Origin of the sequence: Sporosarcina jiandibaonis, from assembly GCF_013184495.1 — a bacterium.
Classification (GTDB): Bacteria; Bacillota; Bacilli; order Bacillales_A; family Planococcaceae; genus Sporosarcina; species Sporosarcina jiandibaonis.
In genome coordinates this window covers 1,212,481-1,237,124 of the sequence record NZ_JAAOIY010000001.1, presented here as the reverse complement: position 1 = coordinate 1,237,124, position 24,644 = coordinate 1,212,481, and the positions used below count along the sequence as shown (strand labels likewise).

General features: G+C 38.2%; 21 protein-coding genes. 20 read left to right on the top strand and 1 reads right to left on the bottom strand.

Annotation, left to right across the window (positions count from 1 at the left end; translation table 11 throughout):
• The first annotated feature begins 94 nt into the window (after positions 1 to 94).
• The 11 genes from G8782_RS06285 (at position 95) to G8782_RS06235 (ending at position 11,885) form a co-directional block, all read left to right on the top strand.
• Positions 95 to 1,588: a tagaturonate epimerase family protein gene (locus tag G8782_RS06285; protein ID WP_172370013.1), complete on the top strand. Its 1,494-nt coding sequence runs from the start codon at positions 95 to 97 to the stop codon at positions 1,586 to 1,588.
• Positions 1,589 to 1,870: 282 nt separating this feature from the next.
• The gene (locus G8782_RS06280) at positions 1,871 to 2,851 is read left to right on the top strand and encodes a TRAP transporter substrate-binding protein (RefSeq protein ID WP_246231553.1); all 981 of its coding nucleotides are present in this window, start codon (positions 1,871 to 1,873) and stop codon (positions 2,849 to 2,851) included.
• 105 nt (positions 2,852 to 2,956) lie between these two features.
• Positions 2,957 to 3,487: a TRAP transporter small permease gene (locus tag G8782_RS06275; RefSeq protein WP_172370012.1), complete on the top strand. Its 531-nt coding sequence runs from the start codon at positions 2,957 to 2,959 to the stop codon at positions 3,485 to 3,487.
• A 3-nt stretch (positions 3,488 to 3,490) separates the two neighbouring features.
• Complete coding sequence (locus tag G8782_RS06270) at positions 3,491 to 4,771, top strand: TRAP transporter large permease (RefSeq protein WP_172370011.1); 1,281 nt, start codon at positions 3,491 to 3,493, stop codon at positions 4,769 to 4,771.
• A 123-nt stretch (positions 4,772 to 4,894) separates the two neighbouring features.
• Positions 4,895 to 5,722, top strand: a complete 828-nt coding sequence (gene larE, locus G8782_RS06265; RefSeq protein ID WP_172370010.1) for an ATP-dependent sacrificial sulfur transferase LarE — start codon at positions 4,895 to 4,897, stop codon at positions 5,720 to 5,722.
• 323 nt (positions 5,723 to 6,045) lie between these two features.
• Positions 6,046 to 7,314, top strand: a complete 1,269-nt coding sequence (locus tag G8782_RS06260) for a nickel pincer cofactor-dependent isomerase, group 22 (protein ID WP_172370009.1) — start codon at positions 6,046 to 6,048, stop codon at positions 7,312 to 7,314.
• A 33-nt stretch (positions 7,315 to 7,347) separates the two neighbouring features.
• Positions 7,348 to 8,118 carry an SDR family oxidoreductase gene (locus tag G8782_RS06255; RefSeq protein ID WP_172370008.1) on the top strand — a complete coding sequence of 257 codons (771 nt, stop codon included), beginning with the start codon at positions 7,348 to 7,350 and terminating at the stop codon, positions 8,116 to 8,118.
• A gap of 78 nt (positions 8,119 to 8,196) precedes the next feature.
• The gene (locus G8782_RS06250) at positions 8,197 to 9,669 is read left to right on the top strand and encodes a gluconokinase (protein WP_172370007.1); all 1,473 of its coding nucleotides are present in this window, start codon (positions 8,197 to 8,199) and stop codon (positions 9,667 to 9,669) included.
• Positions 9,670 to 9,690: 21 nt separating this feature from the next.
• On the top strand, positions 9,691 to 10,440 hold the full coding sequence (gene larB, locus G8782_RS06245; protein WP_172370006.1) for a nickel pincer cofactor biosynthesis protein LarB: 750 nt from the start codon (positions 9,691 to 9,693) through the stop codon (positions 10,438 to 10,440).
• Between the two features lie 4 nt (positions 10,441 to 10,444).
• Positions 10,445 to 10,912 (top strand): nickel pincer cofactor biosynthesis protein LarC2, encoded by a 468-nt coding sequence (gene larC2 / locus G8782_RS06240; protein WP_172370005.1) that lies wholly within the window; start codon positions 10,445 to 10,447, stop codon positions 10,910 to 10,912.
• Between the two features lie 49 nt (positions 10,913 to 10,961).
• Positions 10,962 to 11,885, top strand: coding sequence for an AEC family transporter (locus tag G8782_RS06235; protein WP_172370004.1), 924 nt, complete (start codon positions 10,962 to 10,964; stop codon positions 11,883 to 11,885).
• A 60-nt stretch (positions 11,886 to 11,945) separates the two neighbouring features.
• On the opposite strand, the gene G8782_RS06230 is transcribed toward G8782_RS06235, so the two are convergent.
• Positions 11,946 to 12,812, bottom strand: coding sequence for a Cof-type HAD-IIB family hydrolase (locus tag G8782_RS06230; protein ID WP_172370003.1), 867 nt, complete (start codon positions 12,810 to 12,812; stop codon positions 11,946 to 11,948).
• Positions 12,813 to 13,076: 264 nt separating this feature from the next.
• On the opposite strand from G8782_RS06230, the gene G8782_RS06225 reads away from it, so the two are divergent.
• From G8782_RS06225 to pgmB, 9 genes are all read left to right on the top strand, one after another.
• Complete coding sequence (locus tag G8782_RS06225) at positions 13,077 to 14,807, top strand: phospho-sugar mutase (RefSeq protein WP_172370002.1); 1,731 nt, start codon at positions 13,077 to 13,079, stop codon at positions 14,805 to 14,807.
• 28 nt (positions 14,808 to 14,835) lie between these two features.
• Positions 14,836 to 16,131, top strand: a complete 1,296-nt coding sequence (locus G8782_RS06220; RefSeq protein WP_172370001.1) for a glucose-6-phosphate isomerase — start codon at positions 14,836 to 14,838, stop codon at positions 16,129 to 16,131.
• 393 nt (positions 16,132 to 16,524) lie between these two features.
• Positions 16,525 to 18,924 carry a glycoside hydrolase family 65 protein gene (locus G8782_RS06215; protein WP_172370000.1) on the top strand — a complete coding sequence of 800 codons (2,400 nt, stop codon included), beginning with the start codon at positions 16,525 to 16,527 and terminating at the stop codon, positions 18,922 to 18,924.
• 96 nt (positions 18,925 to 19,020) lie between these two features.
• Positions 19,021 to 20,283: an ABC transporter substrate-binding protein gene (locus G8782_RS06210; RefSeq protein WP_172369999.1), complete on the top strand. Its 1,263-nt coding sequence runs from the start codon at positions 19,021 to 19,023 to the stop codon at positions 20,281 to 20,283.
• A gap of 114 nt (positions 20,284 to 20,397) precedes the next feature.
• Positions 20,398 to 21,255 carry a carbohydrate ABC transporter permease gene (locus G8782_RS06205; protein ID WP_216667802.1) on the top strand — a complete coding sequence of 286 codons (858 nt, stop codon included), beginning with the start codon at positions 20,398 to 20,400 and terminating at the stop codon, positions 21,253 to 21,255.
• A complete protein-coding gene (locus G8782_RS06200; protein WP_172370244.1) occupies positions 21,255 to 22,091 on the top strand; it encodes a carbohydrate ABC transporter permease in 837 nt (278 codons plus the stop codon). Before G8782_RS06205 ends, G8782_RS06200 begins: the two co-directional genes overlap by 1 nt.
• A 25-nt stretch (positions 22,092 to 22,116) precedes the next feature.
• On the top strand, positions 22,117 to 22,827 hold the full coding sequence (locus tag G8782_RS06195; protein WP_172369997.1) for a YesL family protein: 711 nt from the start codon (positions 22,117 to 22,119) through the stop codon (positions 22,825 to 22,827).
• 49 nt (positions 22,828 to 22,876) lie between these two features.
• The gene (locus G8782_RS06190; protein ID WP_172369996.1) at positions 22,877 to 23,896 is read left to right on the top strand and encodes a LacI family DNA-binding transcriptional regulator; all 1,020 of its coding nucleotides are present in this window, start codon (positions 22,877 to 22,879) and stop codon (positions 23,894 to 23,896) included.
• A gap of 52 nt (positions 23,897 to 23,948) precedes the next feature.
• On the top strand, positions 23,949 to 24,632 hold the full coding sequence (gene pgmB / locus G8782_RS06185) for a beta-phosphoglucomutase (protein ID WP_172369995.1): 684 nt from the start codon (positions 23,949 to 23,951) through the stop codon (positions 24,630 to 24,632).
• Positions 24,633 to 24,644 lie beyond the last annotated feature (12 nt).

Below are 24,644 nucleotides of genomic sequence, written 5' to 3'. Positions count from 1 at the left end.
TCATTATAAATCAGATACCATATAAATAACAACGTTGTTATTTTCTTGTTGTCCAATAGTATGACTTTTAAATAAACTAAAAAGGATTGATCTCATGGAGCACTTATTACCAACGATTGATTTATTAGCACAAGGAAAAATAGCTTCAGACTCAGCTGGACTAAAAGTATACAAAGAATCTCACACGACTAGTGATGATGTCCATTTATTGATGGTTAAAGATCAAGCGGAAAAATATATTCTAGCAACAGGTAATGGCCAACTATACGACGACTTAGAAGGCACGGACATCGGCGGAAAAGGGAAGGCTTGTCCTTTAACCTATGAAAACCGTCTCGTACTGAACCGTTATTTCGATTATACAGCACCACGCGCATTTGGCACTGAAATTGCAACAATCGGTTTGGGAGATCGCCTAGGCTTAGCTTCCCCAGGACATATTGAAACGGTCAAAGGGAAAGAAATTAAACCAGTTCTTGCACAGCAAAGTATTCGCGAATTGACACTGACAAATCGTTCAATGACAGATATGCTTGACGCTGCTGCATTCGCAGTGTTCCAAGAAGGCTATAAAGGCGGTTACGGTGCAGACGGCGACCATATTAAAGAAGAATCGGATATTAAATATGCTTTATCATTAGGCGTATCCATGATTACGCTGGACTGTTCGGATCAGATTGATAAAACAATTGAAGAAGCATCTGATGAAGTAATCGCTGAGGAATTTAACAATGTACCTGAAGAAGTCAAACAACGCTATTTCGATAAGTATTTAAACAAAACATTTGAAGTGAATGGTTTATCGCTGTCATTTGACGAAGCTTCTTTGATGAGAAACATCTTGCTTTACGATGAAGCGATTACATACACGACACATATCTATAATGAATACATCAGTAAGGAAGATCGCGCAATCGACTTTGAAATTTCGATTGATGAAACAGAAACGGTTACAGCACCGATTTCTCACTTCTTCGTTGCAAATGAACTCATCGAAAGAGGCGTGACAGTTGTCAGTCTAGCACCAAGATTCTGCGGGGAATTCCAAAAGGGAATCGACTACATCGGAGACGTTGAACAGTTTGAAGTTGAACTTCGCGAGCACGCTCTGATTGCAGAACACTTTGGTTACAAACTAAGTATCCATTCCGGCAGTGATAAGTTCATGGTATTCCCGATTATCGCGAGATATACAAAAGGGATTTTCCACGTGAAAACTGCAGGAACGAACTGGCTTGAAGCAATTCGTGTGATTGCAAATGTGAATCCTGGTTTATACAGACGCATGCATACATTTGCCCTCGAAAACTTTGAAGAAGCGCTGAAGTATTACCATGTAACGCCAGACTTAGACAGCGTCGCTTCACTTGATAATGTGTCAGATGATCAACTTGCAGAATATATGAATGACGATGCAGCCCGTCAATTATTCCACGTCACTTATGGATTAATTTTAACGGCTAAAGACGATAAAGATGAATTTGTTTTCAGAGATGAATTCTTTAAAACACTCGACGAACACGAAGATGACTACCGTGCGGCACTCGTTAGCCATATCGGTAGACATATTGAATTATTAGGTCTTTAAGAATAGCAAAAGTTTAAAGGTGGGGGAGCCTTCCCTCATCTTTTTGTTTGCTTATTTATATGGTTATCTGACGGTAGTAGGCAATTAAACTGCGATTCTACAATGGACTGAACAGGATTAAGATAGTTAAAAATTACGCAATTTATGAATTAACAAAAAAGAGCTTGAAAAGTAAAGCGCTTACATCTATAATGAAATCAAATTAGTTTGTTTACTAGTCAAAATAATTACTGTAATGAAAGCGGTTAAACTAGTAATCATATAAAAAGAGGAGAGATACTATTGAAGAAGAGAATGTATGCGTTAATGTCAGTACTTTTCGTTTCAGTGTTCGTATTGGCAGCTTGCGGTGGGGAATCAGGCGATGTAATCACGTTGAAATTAGCGGATAATCACCCAGATGACTATCCAACAGTAATTGGCGATAAGAAGTTTGCTGAACTCGTTGAAGAAAAAACAGACGGACGATATAAAATTGACGTGTTTGCTGGCGGTCAACTAGGTGATGAGAAGAGCGTTGTTGAGCAACTGCAACTAGGTTCAATCGATTTAACTCGTGTAAACGCAACACCGCTAACTGAATTCTCTGATGATATTGGTGTACTATCATTACCGTATTTGTTCGAAAGCGAAGAAGCTAAATGGGAACATTTGAACGGCGAGTTAGGTCAAGAGCTACTTGACACATTTGAAGGATCTAAACTAGTCGGACTTGCATTCTATGATTCAGGTGAAAGAAGTATTTACAATTCCAAAAAATTGATTAAGACACCTGAAGATTTAAAGGGTCTTAAAATTCGTGTTCAACCATCTGAATTAGCGATTAGTGTTTTTGAAGCGTTCGGAGCATCTGCAACACCTATGGAATACGGTGAGGTTTACTCAGCGATTCAAACTGGCGTACTTGAAGGGGGAGAAAATAACTTCCCAAGTTATTACACCTCAAATCACTATGAAGTAGCGAAATATTTTACTGTTAACAAATACACTGGTCCACCTGAAATCCTTATGGCATCACAAAAACTATGGGATTCTCTCAGCGATGAAGATAAAAAAGCATTCAAAGAAGCAGCTCTTGAATCGGTTGCTGTTCAGCGCGAAGCTTGGGATAAATTAACTCAGGAATCTAAAGAAGCTGTTATTGAAAATGGAAACGAAATTTTTGAAGTGACAGACTTTGCTCCTTGGAGAGAAGCCGTAGAACCTATTTATGAAAAATACGGTGAACAGTACAAAGAGTGGCTCGACAAACTTAATAAATAATAACAATTGTAGAGGTGGGAATATCTCGCCTCTACCTTTATGAATTAAACATTATTAAATACACGCTGTGAATCATCTAAAATATCTAAATGAAAGGAGCCTGTTATGAAAGCCTTGAAATTTATTAAAAGTGCCTTGGATCGTTTGCTTGTATTTATATCGCTCTCTGCATTGTTAGCGATGATTGTAATAATTATTTACCAGGTTTTCTCGAGACAACTATTCAAAGTCACGCCGTCATGGGCAGAAGAACTTTCGATGTTACTCTTTGTTTGGACGAGCTTTTTGGGTGTCGCCTATGGTTTTAAACAAAAGCTCCATATCGGTGTGAGCTTCCTTGTAGATGCATTCCCCGAGAAATTGCAGACTGCTTGTGATTTATTTGCAAAGGTATTAATTATTGGTTTTGGTGTTGTATTGATTTATTATGGTTGGAATTTCACAGTGTTAATGGGCGGTTCGACTATGGCTGGAACAGGCCTTCCATCGAGTGTGCTTTATGCAGTATTACCGATAACAGGATTTTATATTTTAATGTACGGAATTGAATTATTGTTCGTAAAAGGGCTGCATCAAGAATATAACGATGAGATTGATACCGACGCTATTGATGCAATCGAAGAGGGGGAGGCATAAGAGATGGCAATATTTTTACTACTTGGTACTTTTATTTTGCTGTTGTTGTTAAGAGTTCCTATTGCTCTGACCTTAGCGGCATCCTCTTTAATTACCGGCCTGTATATGAATATCGATTTAGCAGCAATTGTTCAAAGAATGGTCGGTGGCGTGAACTCATTTTCACTAATCGCGATTCCATTCTTTATACTTGCTGGGGAAATCATGAACGAAGGCGGAATTTCAAGCCGTCTCATCAATCTTGCGAACGTTATGATTGGACGAATTCGAGGCGGATTGGCACTGGTAAACGTTGTTACGAGTACATTCTTTGGAGGAATTTCAGGATCTGCTCTTGCTGACGTTTCATCATTAGGTTCTGTTTTAATTCCAATGATGAAAAAGAGCGGGTACGATGCTGATTATGCGGTGAGTACAACTGTTGCGAGTGCGACTCAAGGTGTAGTTATTCCACCGAGTCATAATATGATTATCTATTCAACAGCTGCTGGCGGTGTTTCTGTCGGTGCGTTGTTTATGGGTGGTGTAATACCAGGTTTACTTCTAGGAGCTGCTTTACTTGTATTAACATATTTAATGGCAGTAAAAAGAAATTACCCGAAAGGCGATCCGATTAAAAAAGAAGAAATTCCAAGAATTATTCGTGAAGGTCTTCTAGGGTTATTTACTGCTGTCATTATTATGGGTGGTATTATCTCGGGTATTTTCACAGCAACTGAATCGGCAGCAATTGGGGCTCTATATGCATTTATCATTACATTTTTCGTGTATAGAGATATTTCAATTATGCGTTTCAAAGTGATTCTATATCGCACATTTAGAACGCTGTCCATGGTCATGTTTTTAATCGCGGCTTCATCTGGATTCGGATGGCTTTTAGCTTTGTTAAAAGTTCCTGCGATGGCAACGGACTTTATTTTAGCAGTTTCACCTAACGACATTACGACATTACTATTGATCAACTTAATATTATTGTTACTTGGAATGGTTATGGATATGGCGCCATTAATCCTTATCACGACGCCAATTTTACTGCCAATAGCGGTCAGTGTCGGGATGGATCCAGTACACTTCGGAGTCGTTTTAGTCCTTAACTTAGCTATTGGCTTAGTGACGCCGCCAGTAGGATCCGTTCTATTCGTTGGATCTGCAATAGGTAGATTGCCGATAGAAAAAGTTGCGAGATCGATGCTGCCATTCTATGCGGTGTTAATCGGAGTATTATTGCTAATTACATTTATCCCGAGCTTGGTACTATGGTTACCGCAATTTCTTGCAAAATAGGCTACTATTGGTCTTTAATCAATAGTCGTGCTTAGTTGACATTTACTCTTGTGAAAATTAAGCTGAATATAGAGAGATTAATTAATTATCCTTGATAAAAGGAGAAAAGTGAGGCGATTGGATATGAACGAAACAACTATACAAAAGAATCTTCATCTAGGTGAAATCCTTTCTGACATGGGACGCGTCATGGTTGCCTTTTCTGGCGGTGTGGATAGTGCTTTAGTTTTGAAAAGAGCACAAGAAGAACTTGGAGATCAAGTTTTAGCAGTTGTTGTTGCATCCGAGTTATTTCGTAAACAAGAGTTTGAAGAGGCGGTTAAACTTGCAGAAGATATGGGTGTCGCTGTTTATAAAACAGAAATCAAAGAATTAGATAATCCAGATATCGTTGCCAACACTCCAGACAGTTGGTATTACAGCAAGAAAATGCTTTATACACACTTGAATGAGCTAGCACAACGCATGGATTATCCTTATGTTTTAGATGGAATGATTATGGATGATTTGGACGACTTCCGCCCAGGCATGCGTGCCAGAAAAGAAGCAGGCGCCCGCAGTGTGTTGCAAGAAGCGAAGATCAATAAGAAGGAAGTTCGCGAACTTGCAAATCAATTAGAACTACCTGTATGGGATAAGCCAGCATCATGCAGTCTCGCATCTAGAATTCCTTATGGCATCGAAATTGATAAACAGAAAATCGAACAAGTTGATCAAGCTGAAATCTTTTTAGCAAAAATCGGCTTCCCGCAAGTCCGTGTGCGTCACCACGACAACGTTGCGCGCATTGAGGTAACTCCTGAAGAGATTAGCGAACTAGTCGAGCAACGCGATAGCATCTATTTAAAACTTAAATCACTTGGCTTTACTTATGTTTCATTAGATTTACGCGGATACCGTACTGGCAGCATGAACGAAGAGCTGCCTGAGAGTGTACTGAAAAGCGTCTAACCATTAAAAGCACCTCACTATATCTTATGGTGAGGTGCTTTTCGTTTCCGAATGAAGAAACTAGCGACATTCAGAAGAGGAATATGATTATCTAGTTAGTTTGGTTGTCTGTAAAGCCTGTCAGTATGCATATGTGAAAATGATTATTGACGAATAATTGTTTCAATGATATTCTGTATGTGAGTGTTTGTTTAGTCGACAAACAAATTCATTAGAGATAAAATTTATGACTTTATGTATTATTAAAAACAAATTTTGTAAGGGCTTTCACGTTGTTATACGATAATTAGGTTTTTATTATAGAGAATAGGAGTGACTAATGTATGGGAATTATTGAAGAACTGTTAAAAGATATTCCAGTACCGAAAATGATGAAAATTAAACAGACATTCGACAATGAACAATTGGATGATGTCGATCAAGCATTACAAGATGCATTGCAGCAAGAGGAAATTCGGAAAACGGTAAAGCCTGGAATGGAAATAGCTGTCGCTGTTGGGAGCCGGGGCGTTGACCAGATTGTAGAAGTGACTGCAAGGACGGTAAAGTTTTTACAAGATCTTGGCGCTAAACCGTTCATCGTTCCAAGCATGGGAAGTCACGGAGGCGCATCTGCTGAAGGACAAACAGCTGTCTTAGCCCATTTAGGTGTGACAGAGGAATCCGCTAATTGTGAAATCCGGTCATCCATGGAAGTTGTAGAAATTGGAAAATTAGAAAATGGATTGCCTGTTTATGTTGATAAATATGCATCTGAAGCAGATGGAATTGTCGTTATCAACCGTGTTAAACCACATACTGCATTCAGAGGTACTGTTGAAAGCGGCATTATGAAAATGATTGCCATCGGATTAGGAAAACAAAAAGGCGCGGAAGCATGTCATCAACTGGGTTTTGAGCATATGGGCAAACATATTATTCAAATGTCGACGATGATTCTTGAGAAAATGCCGATACTTTTCGGTGTTGCGACGGTTGAAAATGCTTTTGATAAGGTCGCGCATGTCGAAGTATTGCTTCCGGATGTGATTGAATCGAGAGAAACTGAACTTCAAAAATTAGCGAAAAAGCTATTGCCGAAGATTGATTTCAAAAATATCGACGTGCTCATCATCGATGAAATCGGTAAAAACATCAGTGGTGACGGCATGGACCCGAATATAACAGGCCGTTATCCAACGCCTTATGCACATGGCGGACCTGAAGTGAATAAAATGGTCGTCTTGGATCTGACGCATGAAACTGAAGGTAATGCAAACGGGGTCGGAACTGCAGATTTCACGACGCAACGATTGATCGATAAAACAGATTGGGCTGCGACCTATGCAAACGGACTAACATCAACAGTTGTCGCACCTACGAAAGCTGCAACGACGTTGGCGAATGACCGCCTGGCAATAAAAGCGGCAATTAAAACTTGCAATATTCTAGACTTCACAAAAGTTAAAATGGTCCGCATCAAAAATACGTTGGAACTAAGCGAAATTGAGGTATCAGAGGCTTTAGTGAACGAAGTTGAAAATAATGAGTACTTAACAAAAGTTTCAGAGCTGTACGAATTGACATTTGATGATGATGGAAACTTAGCGTAAATGCTAACTATATAGATAGAGGAGATTTTACAAATGGGAAAATTATTTGATTTGACGGGGAAAACAGCTGTTGCGATTGGCGGAAACAGTGTATTGGGATCATCAATGGTGAAAGGATTGGCAGACCAAGGCGCACAAATTGCTGTTGTTGGACGTAATTTGGAAACAGCGGAAAAAGTTGTGCAAGAAATCATTGAAAAAGGCGGAAAAGCGAAAGCATTCCGTGCGAATGTTATTTCAAAGGAATCACTTGAAAATGTTGCAACTGAAATCGAAGCATGGTCAGGCGGATGGGATATTTTATTAAATGCGCCGGGCACGAATAGTCCAACTCCGTTTTTTGAAATTGAAGAAGACGAGTGGGATCATATTCTAGATGTAAACTTAAAAGGAATCATGTTAACAACACAAGTGTTTGCGAAGAAGATGATTGATCAAGAAAGAAAAGGCAGCATCATCAATATTTCATCTGTATCTTCAACAACACCGCTTTCAAGAGTATTTACGTACTCCGTTTCAAAGGCAGGGGTTAATAACATGACACAATTCTTGGCACGCGAATTTGCGCCATATGGCATCCGTGTCAATGCGATTATCCCAGGATTCTTCCCAGCGGAACAAAACCGTAAAATCTTGAGTGAAGAGAGAATCGAATCGATCATGGGCCATACGCCGATGAATCGTTTCGGTGATCCGGAAGAGTTAGTCGGTACGGCAGTTTGGTTAGCATCCGATAAAGCATCCAGCTTTGTTACAGGTACGCTTATCCGCGTTGACGGTGGATTTGGAGCTATGACAATTTAAATTTGATATAAAGCTTTGGAGTAAAATCCAAAGCTTCTTCTTTGTTAATACAGTTTTTGTAGAAGGGAAGAAATCACGATGAAAAAAGATTTAGTGCTTGCATTGGATATTGGAACAACAAGTGCGAAAGCGGTACTATTTGAATTTGACGGGAAGTTGGTTGCAGAGGCTGAAAGAATGATCACTTCTAATTATCCCCAAACAGGTTGGGTCGAACAAGATCCAATTGAAATTGAACGGGCTTCTGTCGGTGCCATTAATGATTGTATAAAGAAATCTAATCATAAAAAAGAAGATGTGTTAACGCTAGGGATTTCTTGTGCCATGCATTCACTGATTTGCGTGGACGAGAACTATGAACCGCTCTCTCAAGCTTTAATTTGGGCAGACGGCCGAAGTAACGAGCAAGCTAAAAAGCTTAAAGAATCAGTTGGAGATAGCGTTTATGCGAATACGGGACTTCCAAATCACCCAATGTCACCACTAAGTAAATTGCTTTGGATGAAAGAGACGAACTTCGAACCTTATCAACAAGCTTCCTATTTCATTTCTGTAAAAGAATACGTTCTTCAAAAATGGTTTGGCTGCAGCGTAATCGACTATTCAATGGCATCAGCTACAGGGCTATTTAATATGAAGACATTTGATTGGGATGAAGAAGCACTCGAACTCGCGGGTGTTAACAGAAACCAACTTTCGCGAATTGTACCACCGACCGAAATTCTTACTGGCATTGATAAAGCTATTGCTGAAGAGATGGGGATTTCAAGCGATATGCCGTTTGTCATCGGTTCTGCAGATGGTCAATTGGCGAACCTTGGAAGCGGTGCCATTAATCCAGGAGAAGTGGCAATATCAGCTGGAACGAGCGGAGCAATTCGACAAATGATTAAAGGTTTTGAAGTGAGTGATAGTCAAGAAACATTTTGTTATGCTTTCACTGATGAATTGTCGATTCTCGGGGGACCCACAAATAACGGCGGAATCGCCTTGCAGTGGTTAAAAGAACTTATCGAATATGAGGGCAGTTTCGACCAATTAACTGCCGAAGCGGAGAAGGTTGCTCCAGGTGCTGAAGGTGTATTATTTTTACCATATATTAACGGGGAAAGAGCTCCGATATGGAAGCAGGAAGCGAAAGGTAATTTCTTTGGACTTTCCATCACGCATAAAAAAGAACACTTAGTTCGTGCTGTTTTGGAAGGGATTACGTATAATCTATACCATATCGGTAAAGCGCTTGAAGAGAAAGTTGGCGAACCAGAGAAAATATTCGTCAACGGCGGTCTGGCTCAATCTCCACTTTGGGTGCAAATGCTTGCAGACGTATTTGGAAAAGATGTCTATGTATCAGAAAGTCACCATAGCGCGGCTTGGGGCGCAGCATGGACAGCATTGGTTGCAATCGGCAAGGTTGATTCATTTGAAGAAATCAAACAGAATATCCCGATTGAAGCAGTCATACAACCAAATCTGGAAAATCATGAAATCTATGCAAAAGCATTTGAAAGGTATAGTGGAATCGCGAGCGACTTATCGAAGTACTTTTAACGTAATAGAGGGTGAAAACAGATGGAAGACATATTGAAGCAAGTCCAACAAGGCACATTAAGCGTTGAAGAAGCCAAAATAAAGTTAGCTACATATGAGAACTTGGGATTTGCGAAAGTAGATCATCATCGTAAAAAACGACAAGGATTTCCTGAAACAATTTACGGAGAAGGGAAATCGGCCGAACAAATTTCAGCCATCATTTCGGCAATTCGTTCGAATAACGACTATGTTTTAGTGACACGGATTACTGAAGAAAAATCAACTGAAGTGCAAAAAACGCATCCTGATTTACTATATAATAACCAAGCTCAAATTTTGCATTCCGCAAGACCGAGCGAAGATATTTACGGCAAGGGATATATCGCAGTTGTTTGCGCGGGCACATCTGATTTACGGGTTGCTGAAGAAGCTGCGGTCACAGCAGAAGTATTCGGCTGTGAGGTTCGTCGGTTTTATGATGTCGGGGTAGCTGGAATTCATCGCCTTTTTGATAATATTGATGAAATTCAAAATGCCACGGTCACAATCGTAGTTGCAGGAATGGACGGCGCCCTGCCAAGCGTAGTCGGCGGACTTGTTTCACACCCTGTTATTGCAGTTCCAACTAGTGTTGGATACGGGGCCAGTTATAATGGATTAGCAGCATTGTTGACGATGTTGAATTCCTGTGCATCTGGCATCAGTGTTGTTAATATCGATAATGGATTCGGCGGCGCTTATAATGCGGCACTGATTCATAAATTGGCCCAGCGAAAAGAGGAGGGGTGATAGCATGGGAGCTAAACACCCTCCAAATCATGCACATATAGATCAAGAGATGTTTAAGATGGAAGTAAATCTCGATGATATTTCAGGAGAGATACTAGGATACTTAATGGATTTATTGATTGAGTCGGGTGCTAATGATGTTTACTATACCTCTATTCATATGAAGAAAAACAGACCCGGAATCTTGCTTCAATTACTATGTTCTCGGGATAATCTCGATAAAATGAAGCGAATCTTATTTACGGAAACAACGACGCTCGGCGTGCGTTACTATCCTTTAACCGTGCATCGGACGGAGAGAAGATTTCGGAAGGTATCAACAAAATGGGGAGAAGTGACTGTGAAAGAGGGCATTTATGAAGGACAAGTCATTCAGTGCTCGCCGGAATATGAAGAATGCAAGAAAATCGCGGAAGATCATAAGGTTCCGCTGAAGAAGGTATATGAACAGGTCTGGAAGCAGTTGACCTGAGTAATTCAAAACGAATTGCTCGAAAGGCATCAAGGGGGAAGGGGAACGCTTGATGGAATTATTTATTATTCTAAAAGATATAATTTTGCCGATATTCGTTATCATGGCATTAGGTTTTGTGATGCAGACGAAATTCGATTTGAACATTCAAACGTTAGCCAGACTGAATATTTTCTTTCTTGTTCCGGGTTTCATTTTCGTGAAGCTGTATAGCACGAAAATCTCGTTTAATTTGTTCGGAAATATATTGCTCTTTTTCATTCTCTATGTTGTTATTCTTTATGTGATTTCTCATTTTATCGGAAAAGCTATAGGTTTGGAAAAAGGGGAGAAAACGACTTTTTCAAATAGTACGATGTTTTTCAATTCGGGTAATTACGGGGTCCCTGTAAATGATTTAGTGTTTAAAAGTGATCCGTTAGCGATGTCGATTCAAGTTATCATGCTGACATTGCAAAATATTTTTCTATTTTCATATGGTATTTTTTCATTGCAATCTATTAAAGTAGGAAAATTAAAAGCAGCACTTGGTTATTTTAGAATGCCCGTTTTGTATGCGATGTTGTCGGGGGTATTATTAAATGTTTACAACGTGCCAATTCCGTCATTCATTTGGGTTCCGGCAAATTATATCGCAGATGCAATGATTGCGCTTGCTTTATTTACATTAGGTGCACAAGTCGCGAAGATCAAGTTTTCGACTGGATTAACGACAGTTTACTATAGTTTAGCGCTTAGACTAGCGGTTGGTCCGTTAATTGCGTTAGCGATTATATACATATTTAAAGTAGACGGAATCGTAGCCCAAGCATTATTAATCGGATCGGCAATGCCTACGTCAGTAAATAGTGCAGTAATTGCTGAAGAATATAATAACCATCCAGATTTGGCTGCTCAGATCGTGTTATTCTCGACATTGTTTAGTGCAATTACAGTGACACTTGTCATTTATTTGGCTAGGTTTTTATTTTGATAGTATACAAAAAGAAGGTAATTCCCTCATATTTAGAGAGTTACCTTCTGTAATATGTTATTAAATTTTCAAACGCAATGCTGACTCGATTGCTGTTGCGACACCGTCGAATTCGTTTGTTGTTGTTACGGTTTTGCAAGCTTCTTGGATTTCAGCAGGGGCATTACCCATTGCGACAGAATGGCCTGCGATTTTCAACATGGATAAGTCGTTATAGTTATCGCCGATTGCCATAACTTCATCCATAGAAATACCTTTCATTTTGGCATACTGTTCCAATGCGATTCCTTTTTGTGCATTGATATTCGTAATCTCGAGGTTGCCTGCTCCAGAGGAACTGACAGCAAGTCCAGGCAATAATTTAAGTTTTTCTCTCGCGTTATCTAAATGAACTTTATTAAACGAAGTACCGAAAATTTTATAAATTTCTTCTCCATGTTGATTTACAATTTGTCTTAAAGAAGGAACCTCTTGAACGAAACCTTTTTCTACTCGATTCATAACTTCTTCACGTATCTCATCAACAGGAGGAACTTGGTTTGCGGCTACAGCAAGTTGAATAAAAGTATCAATCTGGTCTTCGATACTTTTCGTGTAAACCGTTTTTCCTACAAATAATTGATAGTCGATGGATTCTTTCTCCAAAATCGGGATGACCTTTTTGACATCGCTTTCCGTTAAATAAGTTGCGGATAGCAAATCTCCATCTTCATTTCGAACTTCTGCTCCATTTAGGAGTATAAACGGGACTGTCAAACCTGCATCTGAAATTGGAAATAAAGCTTCCGCATAGCTTCTCCCAGTTGCAATTACAACTTCAATACCGTTTGACTGTGCCTCTAGGATTGTTTCTTTATTTTTCGTGCTTATCGTTTGATCGGGACTTAATATCGTGCCGTCCATATCTATTGCAATTAAACGTACCATAATTAATCACCTTTTCCCTTTGCAGTTAGAGATTGATGATATCAATGAAATTCCTGAAAATCAAATAGTAAGTTTGTGTAACAAACTTACCTGCTAGTTTGTCTTGCAGACCAAAAAGTAAATTTGTCTTACAAATTAAAATGCTTATACCATCTCTAGCAAGAGAAAGCCAAGGGTATGTGGTATAATTTACATAAACGTCCTAGCCGACTAAGTCTGGGGTGTTTAGGTTCCTTTTCATATTAACCTTAAGGGGATGTTCGTGTGAGCTGGAAAGTTGAAGCAGAAAAATGGCTTAATCAAGAAGAATTAGAGGAAACATTGAAACAACAACTAGAGTTAGAGAAAAACAATGAAAAATTAATGGAAGACAGTTTTTATAGAAACTTGTCGTTTGGAACGGCAGGTCTTCGGGGTGAACTCGGATTTGGGACGAACCGAATGAATATCTATACGGTCAGAAAAGCGGCTCAAGGACTTGCTGCATACATAAAAGGCTGCGGAGATGAAGCCGCACAAAGAGGAGTCGTCATTGCTTATGACTCAAGACATCAATCACCAGAATTCGGGCTTGAAGTTGCTAAAGTTCTAGGGAATAATGGCATTCGTTCTTATTTATTTTCAAAATTACAACCGACCCCGTTGCTATCTTTTGCAGTCCGTGAATTGAATACATTCTCAGGCGTTGTCATTACTGCAAGTCATAACCCTGCCGAATATAATGGATTTAAAGTTTACGGTGAAGACGGCGGGCAAGTCGCGCTAGAAGCTGCAAATGAAATTACCGGACATGTAGAAAGTATTGAAGATTTATTTTCAGTTGAAGTCAAGGATGAATCTCTCCTGGCAGATGAAGGGTTACTAACCTATTTAGGAGATGACTTGAGCGAGCGTTATATCGACCAGTTGCATAATATTCTGATTGAGGGCAATTATGACAAGAATCTGTCGATTGTTTATTCGCCGCTCCACGGTGCCGGCGGGGAATTGGTCTGTAAAGGCTTGGAGGCAGCTGGGTTCGAGAATGTCACGGTCGTTGCTGAACAAGCAAATCCAGATCCTGACTTTTCAACTGTGGAATATCCGAATCCCGAAGAATCCAAGGCATTTGATTTGGCGCTTCCGTATGGCCGTAAAGTAAATGCGGACATACTAATTGCGACAGATCCTGATGCTGATCGAATGGGCTTGGCAGTTTTAAATAAAGACGGCGATTACGTGTTTTTGACAGGTAACCAAATTGGCGCACTGTTATTAAGCACTTTATTGGAAGATATGAAAAGTCAAAACTCGCTTCCCGACAATGGAGTTGTTATTAAATCCATCGTTACGTCAGAACTTGGACAGGCGATTGCAGATCGTTATGACGTGAAAATGATGAATGTATTAACCGGATTTAAGTTCATTAGCGAGGAAATCGAGAAATTTCATAAAACAAAGGAGTCTACATTCCTATTCGGCTATGAGGAAAGTTTCGGCTATTTAATCGGCGACTTTGTCCGTGATAAGGACGCGGTTCAGGCATCTGTTTTAATTGCTGAAGCGGCGGCCCGATATAAAGAAAAAGGTTTAACTTTACTGGATGGACTTGACGCATTATATGATGAATTCGGGTATTATCAAGAAGCATTGGAATCGTTAACGTTAAAAGGAAAATCCGGAATGGCTGAGATTGAGAAAATCATGACATATTTTGGAACTACTAAGTTTTTGAATGAATTTCCGCAAACTATCGCGGTTAGCGAGGACTATTCAACAGGAGAGGTTGTTCATCATGAAACCGGAACAACGCACCAACTTGACTTGCCGAAATCGAATGTCCTGAAATTCATAACAGCCGATAATTCATGGTTTTGCATCCGCCCATCTGGAACCGAACCTAAAATAAAGTTTTACTTTGGCGTAAAAGGTGAAACAAAAGCTAAAAGTGATACACTAATAATTGATTTAAGAGATGCTGTCATGCAAGTTGTTAAGACGTTGACAACTGAGTGACCAAAATATAGAAAAGAGGAATGCTAAAATGGCACAACCATTAACACTGACACAATCACATCAAACTACTGAAGAACTTGTGGCGCTTTACGGGGAACAAGTAAAGAACATCCATAATGAAATGGAAGCAGGCACATCGGTAGGAGCAGAGTTTTTAGGATGGAGAAATCTTCCGAATGAAGCACCAGAATTAGATAATGTTATGGAAGTAGCAGCAAAAATTCGTGAACTTGCAGAGGTCGTTGTCGTTATCGGGGTTGGAGGTTCTTATTTAGGCTCTAAAGCTGTAATGGATGCACTAGCGCCTTACTTTGAAAAGAATTCGGATGATCCTGAAATTCTTTTTGCCGGACAAAACTTAAGTGGCCCCTACATGAAACAATTATTGAATCATCTTGAAGGAAAAGAAGCTGCTGTAATTGTCATTTCAAAATCCGGTACAACGACAGAACCAGCAATCGCCTTCCGAATCCTGCTTGAATATATGGAAAATCGCTACGGCGAATCCGTTAATGACAGAATTGTTGCGATTACAGATAAATCGCAAGGAGCACTGAGAGAATTAGCGGATCGTTCAGGCTTTGCTTCTTTCATCGTTCCGGATGATGTCGGCGGACGTTTTTCAGTATTGACACCTGTGGGACTTCTTCCACTTGCAGTAGCAGGAGTCGATATTGAACAGCTACTATCAGGTGCAAAAGCTGCCGTAGAAGATTTCTCAAGTGCAGATATTGCTACAAATAAAGCCTATGAATATGCAGCGGTTCGCAACCAGCTGTTGTCAGAAGGATATAACATTGAAATTCTAGCTAGTTTCACACCTCGTTTCGCGACGTTCCATGAGTGGTGGAAACAGCTTTTCGGTGAAAGTGAAGGAAAAGACGGCAAGGGGATTTACCCTGCATCAGTCGCATATCCGACTGATTTACATTCACTTGGTCAATATGTTCAAGATGGTCGCCGTGAACTCTTCGAAACGTTTATCCAATTCGCGGAATCAGAAGAGGATTGCGGAATCCCGACATCTGATGAAAACTTGGATGGTTTAAATTATTTATCCGATAAATCCATGAATGAAATAAACGAAGTAACGATGCATGCAACAATGCAAGCTCACAGAGACGGCGGCGTTCCAATCATTCATCTGAATGTCGGAAAACATGATGCATACCATATTGGTTACCTAATCTATTTCTTTGAAGCAGCTTGTGCGATGAGTGCTTACTTACTAGGCGTCAATCCTTTTGATCAGCCGGGCGTTGAAGAGTATAAGAAGAACATCTTTAGAATGCTTGAGAAGCCAGGGGTTGTTGAGGAGAAGTAAGGAATTAGTTGAATAACTAAGTGAAAAAACATCTACAATTAATTGCACTCCTATCGAGTGTAATTAGTGTAGATGTTTTTTTGTATAATATTGGATGGTAGAATTCACCAGATCATTAAGGAACAAGAAACGAGTGAGTTTTTAACTATGCTGCTTGCGATTATAACTAGTTAAAAAAACCTATAATAATTCCATGGAGATCCTTGACAATTATGAAATGTAGTTCTATACTATTAATTGTAAGCGCTTTAATATATTATAACCAATACCAAAAACGTTTTCGGAGGGGGGCCAAAAGGATATCCCATTCAAAACGTATATATTTTTATATAGTACGAAAACGTTTTCGGGAAATTCTTGAAAGCGGTTTCGAGAAGAGAGGACACTCATTACATGATTAATTACTCACAAGGAAAAGGTGACTACGAGAATTGGGTTGTTTCAGAATTGGCGTTTTTACCTGACGAACTAGGGAAAAGCGAATCAATTATGTATCTCGGAAACGGTTATATGGGAATGCGATCTGCCACGGAAGAGCCATACATTAAAGAAACTAGAAATTTGTTTGTCAGTGGTACCTTTAATAAGGCGCATGAAAATGAAGTAACAGAGTTGCCGAATTTGGCAGATGTAACAAGGCTTGATATTCGGGTAGACGGTGAACGTTTAAGTCTAGAACTTGGTGAAATGAAAAATTATATACGCCAATTGAATTTAAAAACCGCCGAACTGACAAGAAGTTTTGAATGGACTTCGCCAAAAGGTAAAGAATTAAGATTCAATTTTAAACGGTTTATCTCACTTGATAATTTGCATTTAATTGGTATGAAAATGGAAGTAGAAAGCGTAACAGATCCAGTTCAAATTTCCTTTGACTCAGGAATCAATGCGCAAATGAACAATTCAGGTTCGCAACATTTTCTTGAAGGTGAAAGAAGAATTTTTGATGGAAAATTGATTCAGTTAGTCCAAACGACGAATGAGTCTAAAATTGATGTTGTCATCAATACGATTCATAAAATTACAGTTAATAATGAGGTAAACATATACAATCCAGAGATGGACATGGATCGTCGAAAAGTATGGTTGACCTATAACTTTGATCTCCAGCCTAACGATAAATTGGAAATGGAAAAATTGACGACAGTGTATACGAGCCGCGATAAGGAATTTGACGAAGCTGGATATGATTTTCACCAACTTCGTGCGCATTCTTTACAAGACCTGGAAATTTGTTTCGATAAAGGATACGATTCACTTTTTCAGTCGCATCAAGAAGCCTGGCAGCAAAAAATATGGAATGTGTATAATTTTGAGATTAATAGCGATGATGCCTTTGACCAACTCGCCTTGAGGTTTTCGTTGTATCATTTAACAATTATGACACCAGCACATGATGACAGAATGGGAATCGGCGCTAAAGCTTTGAGTGGAGAAGGTTATAAAGGGCATTCATTTTGGGACACAGAATTATTTATTCTTCCGTTTTTCACGTATTCAAATCCTGAAATTGCAAAATCACTTTTAATCTATCGGTATCGTGGCTTGGTAGGCGCTAGGAAAAAAGCTGCTGAAAATGGTTACGAAGGGGCAATGTATCCTTGGGAGATGGCTTGGCCGACTGATGGAGAAGTAACACCGTTATGGGGTGACATCGACATCGTTACTGGAGAGCGAACGAAAATTTGGACGGGAATTATTGAGCAACATATCTCGGCAGATATCGCTTTTGCTGTTTATCAATACGCTAATGTTACTGGCGATCAGGAATTTATGAACCAGTATGGTTATGAAATTATATTTGATACAGCTAGGTTTTGGGCTAGCCGTCTTGAATGGATTGAGGAAAAACAAGAATATCACATCAATAATGTGATAGGACCTGATGAATACAAAGAACATGTAAACAACAACGCTTTTACGAATTATATGGCGTATTTTAATATGAAACTAGCAATTCGTTATTATGAAAAATTAAAGAAAGAAAACCCAGAGCTTCTAAACGATTTTGTTGAAAGATTGGATTTGATTGAAGCGTATTCGTCTTGGCAGTCGAAAACAGAAAAAATCTATTTACCTAATCCACGTAAAGAAGATTTTGTAATCCCGCAAGATGATACGTATTTACAGCTAAAAGAAATCGACCTTAAGAAATATAAAAATCAAGATACAGTAAGAACAATTTATCGAGATTACAACCAGGAACAAATAATTAAAATGCAAGTTACGAAACAGGCAGATACATTAATTTTGTTTTATCTATTAGAACAAACTTTTTTACACGATGATAAACGGATTTCAGGGGCAGTTAAACGGGCTAATTTTCATTACTACGAACCGAGGACATTACACGATTCCTCTCTAAGCTTAGTAACGCATGCGATAGTCGCAAATGATATTGGTGAATCGGATTTGGCCTATACGTTATTTAAAAAGTCTTGCGAAACAGACCTAGGTCCAATGATGAACACATCTGATGACGGCGTTCATGCAGCCTCTCTCGGCGGGATTTGGAAGTCAGCAGTCTTTGGTTTTGCTGGCATTAGATTTGTAGATGGAAGGCTCAGAATAAATCCAAGGCTACCCAAACAATGGCACCAGGTACAATTTACAATTCAATGGCGATCCCAACCTGTAACAATCTCCATTACAAATTCAACCTTGTCGGTAAAAGTTGAGAACGGGGGGGGAATTGTGTTTGAGGTTTACGGGGAAATCTATGAATGTGACGATTTTATTGAAATAGAAATTGGTTCGGTATCTCAACAGCTAGCAACCACAAAACTAAGCTGATAAATCTCTGTTCTAAAAAACAGAAAAGTTGGTAGTTATAAAATGATTTTCATTTTATTTACTATAGAAATTTAAATTATAAGAGGGGGAATTCAAATGAAGTTCAAAACAAGAACGTTAGGTAGTCTCTTAATTATTGCATTACTACTTATTTTAGCTGCATGTAGCGGTAATGGTAATGAGGAAAATGGAGAAGAAAAAGCTGAAGGTTCAGGAAAGACATCGAATCAAAAAATAACTATTTTTCAAAGTAAAGTTGAAATCTCTGATCAGTTAGAAGCGCTTGCTAAGGAATACAAAGAAGAAACAGGTGTTGAAGTAGAAGTTTGGGGAACCACTGGTGATGACTACTTCCAACAGTTACAAATTCGTTTAAACAGTGATCAAGGTCCATCTATTTTTAGCGTTCAAAACGTAACTGAAGCTGAACGATTAGAGTCTTATGTTTATGATATGAGTGATGAAGACTATGTTAAACATATTGCTCCTGGCATGGAATTGAAAAATAATGACAAAATTGTTGGTGTTCCATATGGAGTAGAAGGATTTGGTTTAGTGTATAACAAAGACCTGATTAGTCCTGAAGATGTAGCCGATTACGAATCTTTCGTAAGTACATTAGAGAAGTTGAAAGCTGACGGTATTAATGGCTTAGGTCTTGCAAAAGATGCATATTTCTTGATCGGTCATATTAGTAACTATCCGTTCTCGTTACAAGAAGACCATTATGAGTTTATTGATAAATTAACTGCTGGTGAGGTAACAATGGCAGAAACAGCAGAATTTAAAGAGTTTGGTAAATTCATGGAGGCTATTAAACTAAATACCCCTAGTCCGCTAGACGTAACTTACGATGAAGAAATTGGTGACTTTGCTGCTGGTAAATCAGCGATGATTCATCAAGGTAACTGGGCTTATGGTATGCTTTCAGATTTCGATATAGATTTTGAAATGGGTATGCTGCCATTCCCATTAATGGGTAATGATAAAATGGCTGTTGGAGTTGGTAGTAACTGGTCAATCAACGGGAAGAAAGATGAAGAGGAAGTTAAAGCAGCAAATGATTTCTTGAATTGGTTGTCTACAAGTGAAACGGGTCATCGATATATTGTAGAAGAATTTGGATTTGTTCCTGCTCTTACAAATATTGATTCTGGCGACTTGGATCCACTATCACAAGATGTTTTGGATGCTTCGAATAGTGGGGAAACCATTCCTTGGGCGCAAAGTTACTACCCGGCGAACCTCGTACCAAATGATTTCACACCGGCTGCACAAGAGTTTTTCTTATCTAAAGATATGACAGGTGAAGAGCTTATTGAAAAGCTAGATGCAGCATGGAAAAATGCAGTAAAATAATAAAGTTTATGAAAACTGGATACGTCTTAATTGGCGTGTCCAGTACTTATTTTACTATTTGATCTATTAATGAACGAGTAGAAAGAGGGTGTTGACGTGGCGAAAAAGAAGAATATGGCTTGGTATATATTGTTTACAGCTCCACTATTGTTGATTTTTATAACGGTAGTTATTATTCCATTTTTAATGGGGATTTATTACTCTTTTTTTCAGTGGGATGGTATCGGAGCAAACCCAAAAGTATTTGTGGGATTAGATAACTTTATCCATTTATTTGGTGATACACGCTTTTTCAAATCTGCATGGATTACGACATTGTTTACAATTCTAGCTGTTATTTCAGTTAATTTAGTAGGGCTTACTTTTGCATTGCTAGTAACGTCTAAACTTCGAACTGCAAATGCCGCACGTACGATGGTGTTTATGCCATATTTAATTGGCGGTTTAATATTAGGATACATATGGCAGTTTGTTTTTTCAGATGTCTTTAAATTAATTGGCGTAGTTACAGGGTTAGAAGATGTATTTTTTAATTGGCTTATGGATCCGAGCTATGCATTGTATGCTTTAGTTTTCGTATTTACTTGGCAGATGGCTGGATACGTCATGATCATTTATATCGCTGGTATTCAAGGGATTCCAAACGATGTAATTGAAGCATCAGAGATAGACGGGGCAAATAGATGGCAAAAGTTAAGAAATATCATTTTTCCACTGTTAATGCCAGCCTTTACGATAAGTTTATTTTTAACACTTTCCTCGGCATTTAAAATTTACGATGTAAACTTATCCTTAACAGGCGGTGGCCCGGCAAATTCTACAGAAATGTTTGCAATGAATATTTATAATGAAATTTTCGGTTATGGAAATTATGGATTTGGTCAAGCTAAAGCAATAATATTCTTCTTCATAGTTGCTGCTATTACGTTGACTCAAGTTTACATTACGAAGAAGCGGGAGGTAGAGATGTGATGAGAATATTAGTCAAATTTTTAAAGAATATTTTACTCTTCTTTTTGGCACTTTTCTTCTTATCTCCCATTTATATTATCATTGCGAACTCATTTAAAAATCGCCAGGAACTTTATGAAAATGTACTGGCATTACCTGAAAGTTTTAGTTTTCAGTACTATGTGGAAGCAATGGATAAAATGAATTTTTTGAGTGCGCTCGGAAATTCATTATATATTACCACTTTTTCTGTTTTATTTATAGTAGTTTTATCTTCTATGACTGCGTGGATGTTAGCAAGAACTAATAATAAGCTAAGCAATATCATTTTCATGACTTTTATCGCGACAATGCTTATTCCTTTTCAAACCCTTATGATGCCATTAATGCAGCTCATGGGATCAATTACCAATACGTTACACATTCCAATGTTCAACACTCGTGAAGGTTTAATATTTATGCACGTAGGATTCAGTTCAAGTATTTCTGTTTTTCTTTATCATGGTTTCGTAAAGTCTATTCCAATAACTTTAGAAGAAGCTGCAACAATAGACGGTGCATCGAAGTTTGGAGTTTTTTGGAAAATCATTTTCCCTATGTTAAAACCGATCACTGTTACTGTAATGATTTTGAATGTTATTAATATCTGGAATGACTATCTATTACCGTCGTTAACCCTTACAGATACTGGTCTCAGAACTATCCCACTGTCAACTTTTTATTTCTTTGGCGAATTCACTATTAAGTGGAATTTAGCAATGGCAGGCCTGATGTTAACAATCATCCCTGTTGTGATTTTTTATGCACTTGCACAAAAACATATTATTAAAGGTATTGGAGAAGGTGCGGTAAAGTAACTCCATTCTTGCAGGGGGAAAGAAAATGCGGGGAATTTCAGGCATTATGGGAACATTGTACGGAGCAACTGAATGGATAATGCGTTTTTCCGTCATTAACATTTTATGGTTTGTTATTAATCTTCCAATTACAATTATAATTTTTATTGTTTCTTTTAGTAAGTCTAATGCTGGGTATGGGCATTTGCTATATTTATTGCCGTTGTTGCCTTTAATTCCCACACTATTCGTTCCTAGTACGATAGCTATGTATGCAACTGCTCGTGACTGGGTTATGAAAAATGAACAAAAATCCCTCGTGAAAACATATTTTTTGTACATGAAAGAGAACTATAAACAAAGTTTCATGTCAGGGTTAGCAATACTATTTATATGGCTTCTTTGGATTGTAGATTTTTATTACTTTAATAAAATAAGTGACTTGCTGAGCATACTATTCTTAATAATAGGTCTCGCATTGTTTGCTTTTACGATTAATTTCTTTTCTCTAAGTGTGCATTACCAAATGACAAGTAGGGAATTAATAAAAAATACTTTTTTTGTAACAATTGGAAACCCATTATTATGTTTTTTTATCTTAACTAGTAACCTTTTTTTATTTTATTTAAGCGTTTGGGAGTTCTTGTTCCTATTACCGCTTTTTACAGGATCACTTAGTGCATATTTATCTTTTTCTGCATTTCATCGATTCACCTTGAAGATTGAAAAGCAGGCAATGACGCATAAAAGTATCTAAAACCGAAAAAACAAACGGGAAAGATTCACTGGAGGAGGTGTTTAAAGAATTGACCACTATTAGAGATGTTGCAAAAAAAGCTGGTGTATCCATTAGTGTTGTATCAAAAGCTTTCAATAATTATGTAGATGTTAACGAAAAAACACGGGAAAGAATATTTGCTGTCGCGAAAGAATTGAATTATACACCTAATCTAGTAGCAAAAAACTTATCATCAAAAAAGCAAATGACTATTGGATTAATCTCGTCGGGCGTACTTAATAATAATGAAAAAGACAATAATGCATTTGATATTTTCAAAGGCGTGTATACGGCTGTTGAAGATAATCAATATGAATTGTCTATTTTTCTAATCGATTCACTGAAACAGAAACAAAAAAGTTATGCTCAATTTTGTCGGGAGCGTAACATCGGTGGTGCAATTTTACAGGGAATACGGACTGATGATCCATATTTAATGGAACTAATAGATACGAATATACCTTGTGTAATTGTCGATATTATTCCAGAAAAGAATAACGATTTGATAGGTAGTGTTTCTATTGACAACGTAGAAGCGAGCAGAGAAATAACTGTTTATTTAATTGAACGAAATCATCGCGACATTGTAATAATGGCAGGGACAAGAGAAACCTATGTTAATACCGAACGGATAAAAGGAGTTCAAAAGGCTTTTAATGAACATGGCTTGGAACTTGATGAAGAAAATGTATTGTATGCCCAGTTTTCAGAGCAAGAAGCGTATGTTTTAGCGAAAAAGTATTTGAAAACTAAACAACCTACTGCCTTTTTGTGCTTTAGCGATTTAATGGCTTTCGGCGTAATGAAAGCAATCAATGAAATGGGCCTAAAAATACCTGATGATATTTCTATTACCGGTTTTGACGATTTAGTACTCAGTGAATATACACAGCCCCAGCTTACGACTATTCGACAGGATTTTAATGAAATCGGGAAGACGTCAGCACTACTGTTGCAAAATTTAATGGAAAATGAAAAAGATTGTAAGCATGTTTATGTGGAACACCAATTACTTGCACGTGAAAGCGTCAAGACGATTCATAAGTAAAGAAACCGACTAAATTCAATTTAAGTGTTTCATAAAGAAAGGAAAATAACACATGACACGATCTCCTAGAGCTTTTATATTCGATCTTGATGGAGTTATTACAGATACTGCTGAATATCACTTTTTAGCTTGGAAGAAACTTGCAGAAGAACTTGGCGTATCAATTGATAGACAGTTTAATGAGCAACTAAAAGGAATAAGTCGTATGGAATCTTTGGAACGCATTTTAGAGTTGAATTCCTCGCTGTTGAATTTACCGTATGAGGAAAAGTTACGACTCGCAAATCAAAAGAATGAACATTACTTGGAATTAATACAATCTATTAATTCGGATTCTATTTTGCCTGGAATAGAGGATTTATTGCAAAAATGCAAACAAGAAAACATTAAAATTGCACTTGGATCAGCGAGTAAAAATGCACCCATAATAGTAGACAAACTTGGGATTACCAAACATTTTGATTATGTCGTAGATGCGTCAATGGTGAAAAATGGGAAACCGCATCCAGAAACTTTCACTACTGCGGCAGACTTCTTAAACATTCCTTATTCAGAATGTATTGGGTTAGAAGATGCAGCTGCGGGTGTAGAAGCTGTAAATGAAGCAAATATGTTTTCCGTTGGCGTTGGTGAAGTAAAACACTTATCTCATGCTGACTTTTTAGTGGGAGATACGTCTGAATTGGTTTTTGAAGAAATTATTAAACACTACAAAGTGAAGTGCGAGGTTAGTTAAAGGAGTGAAGGA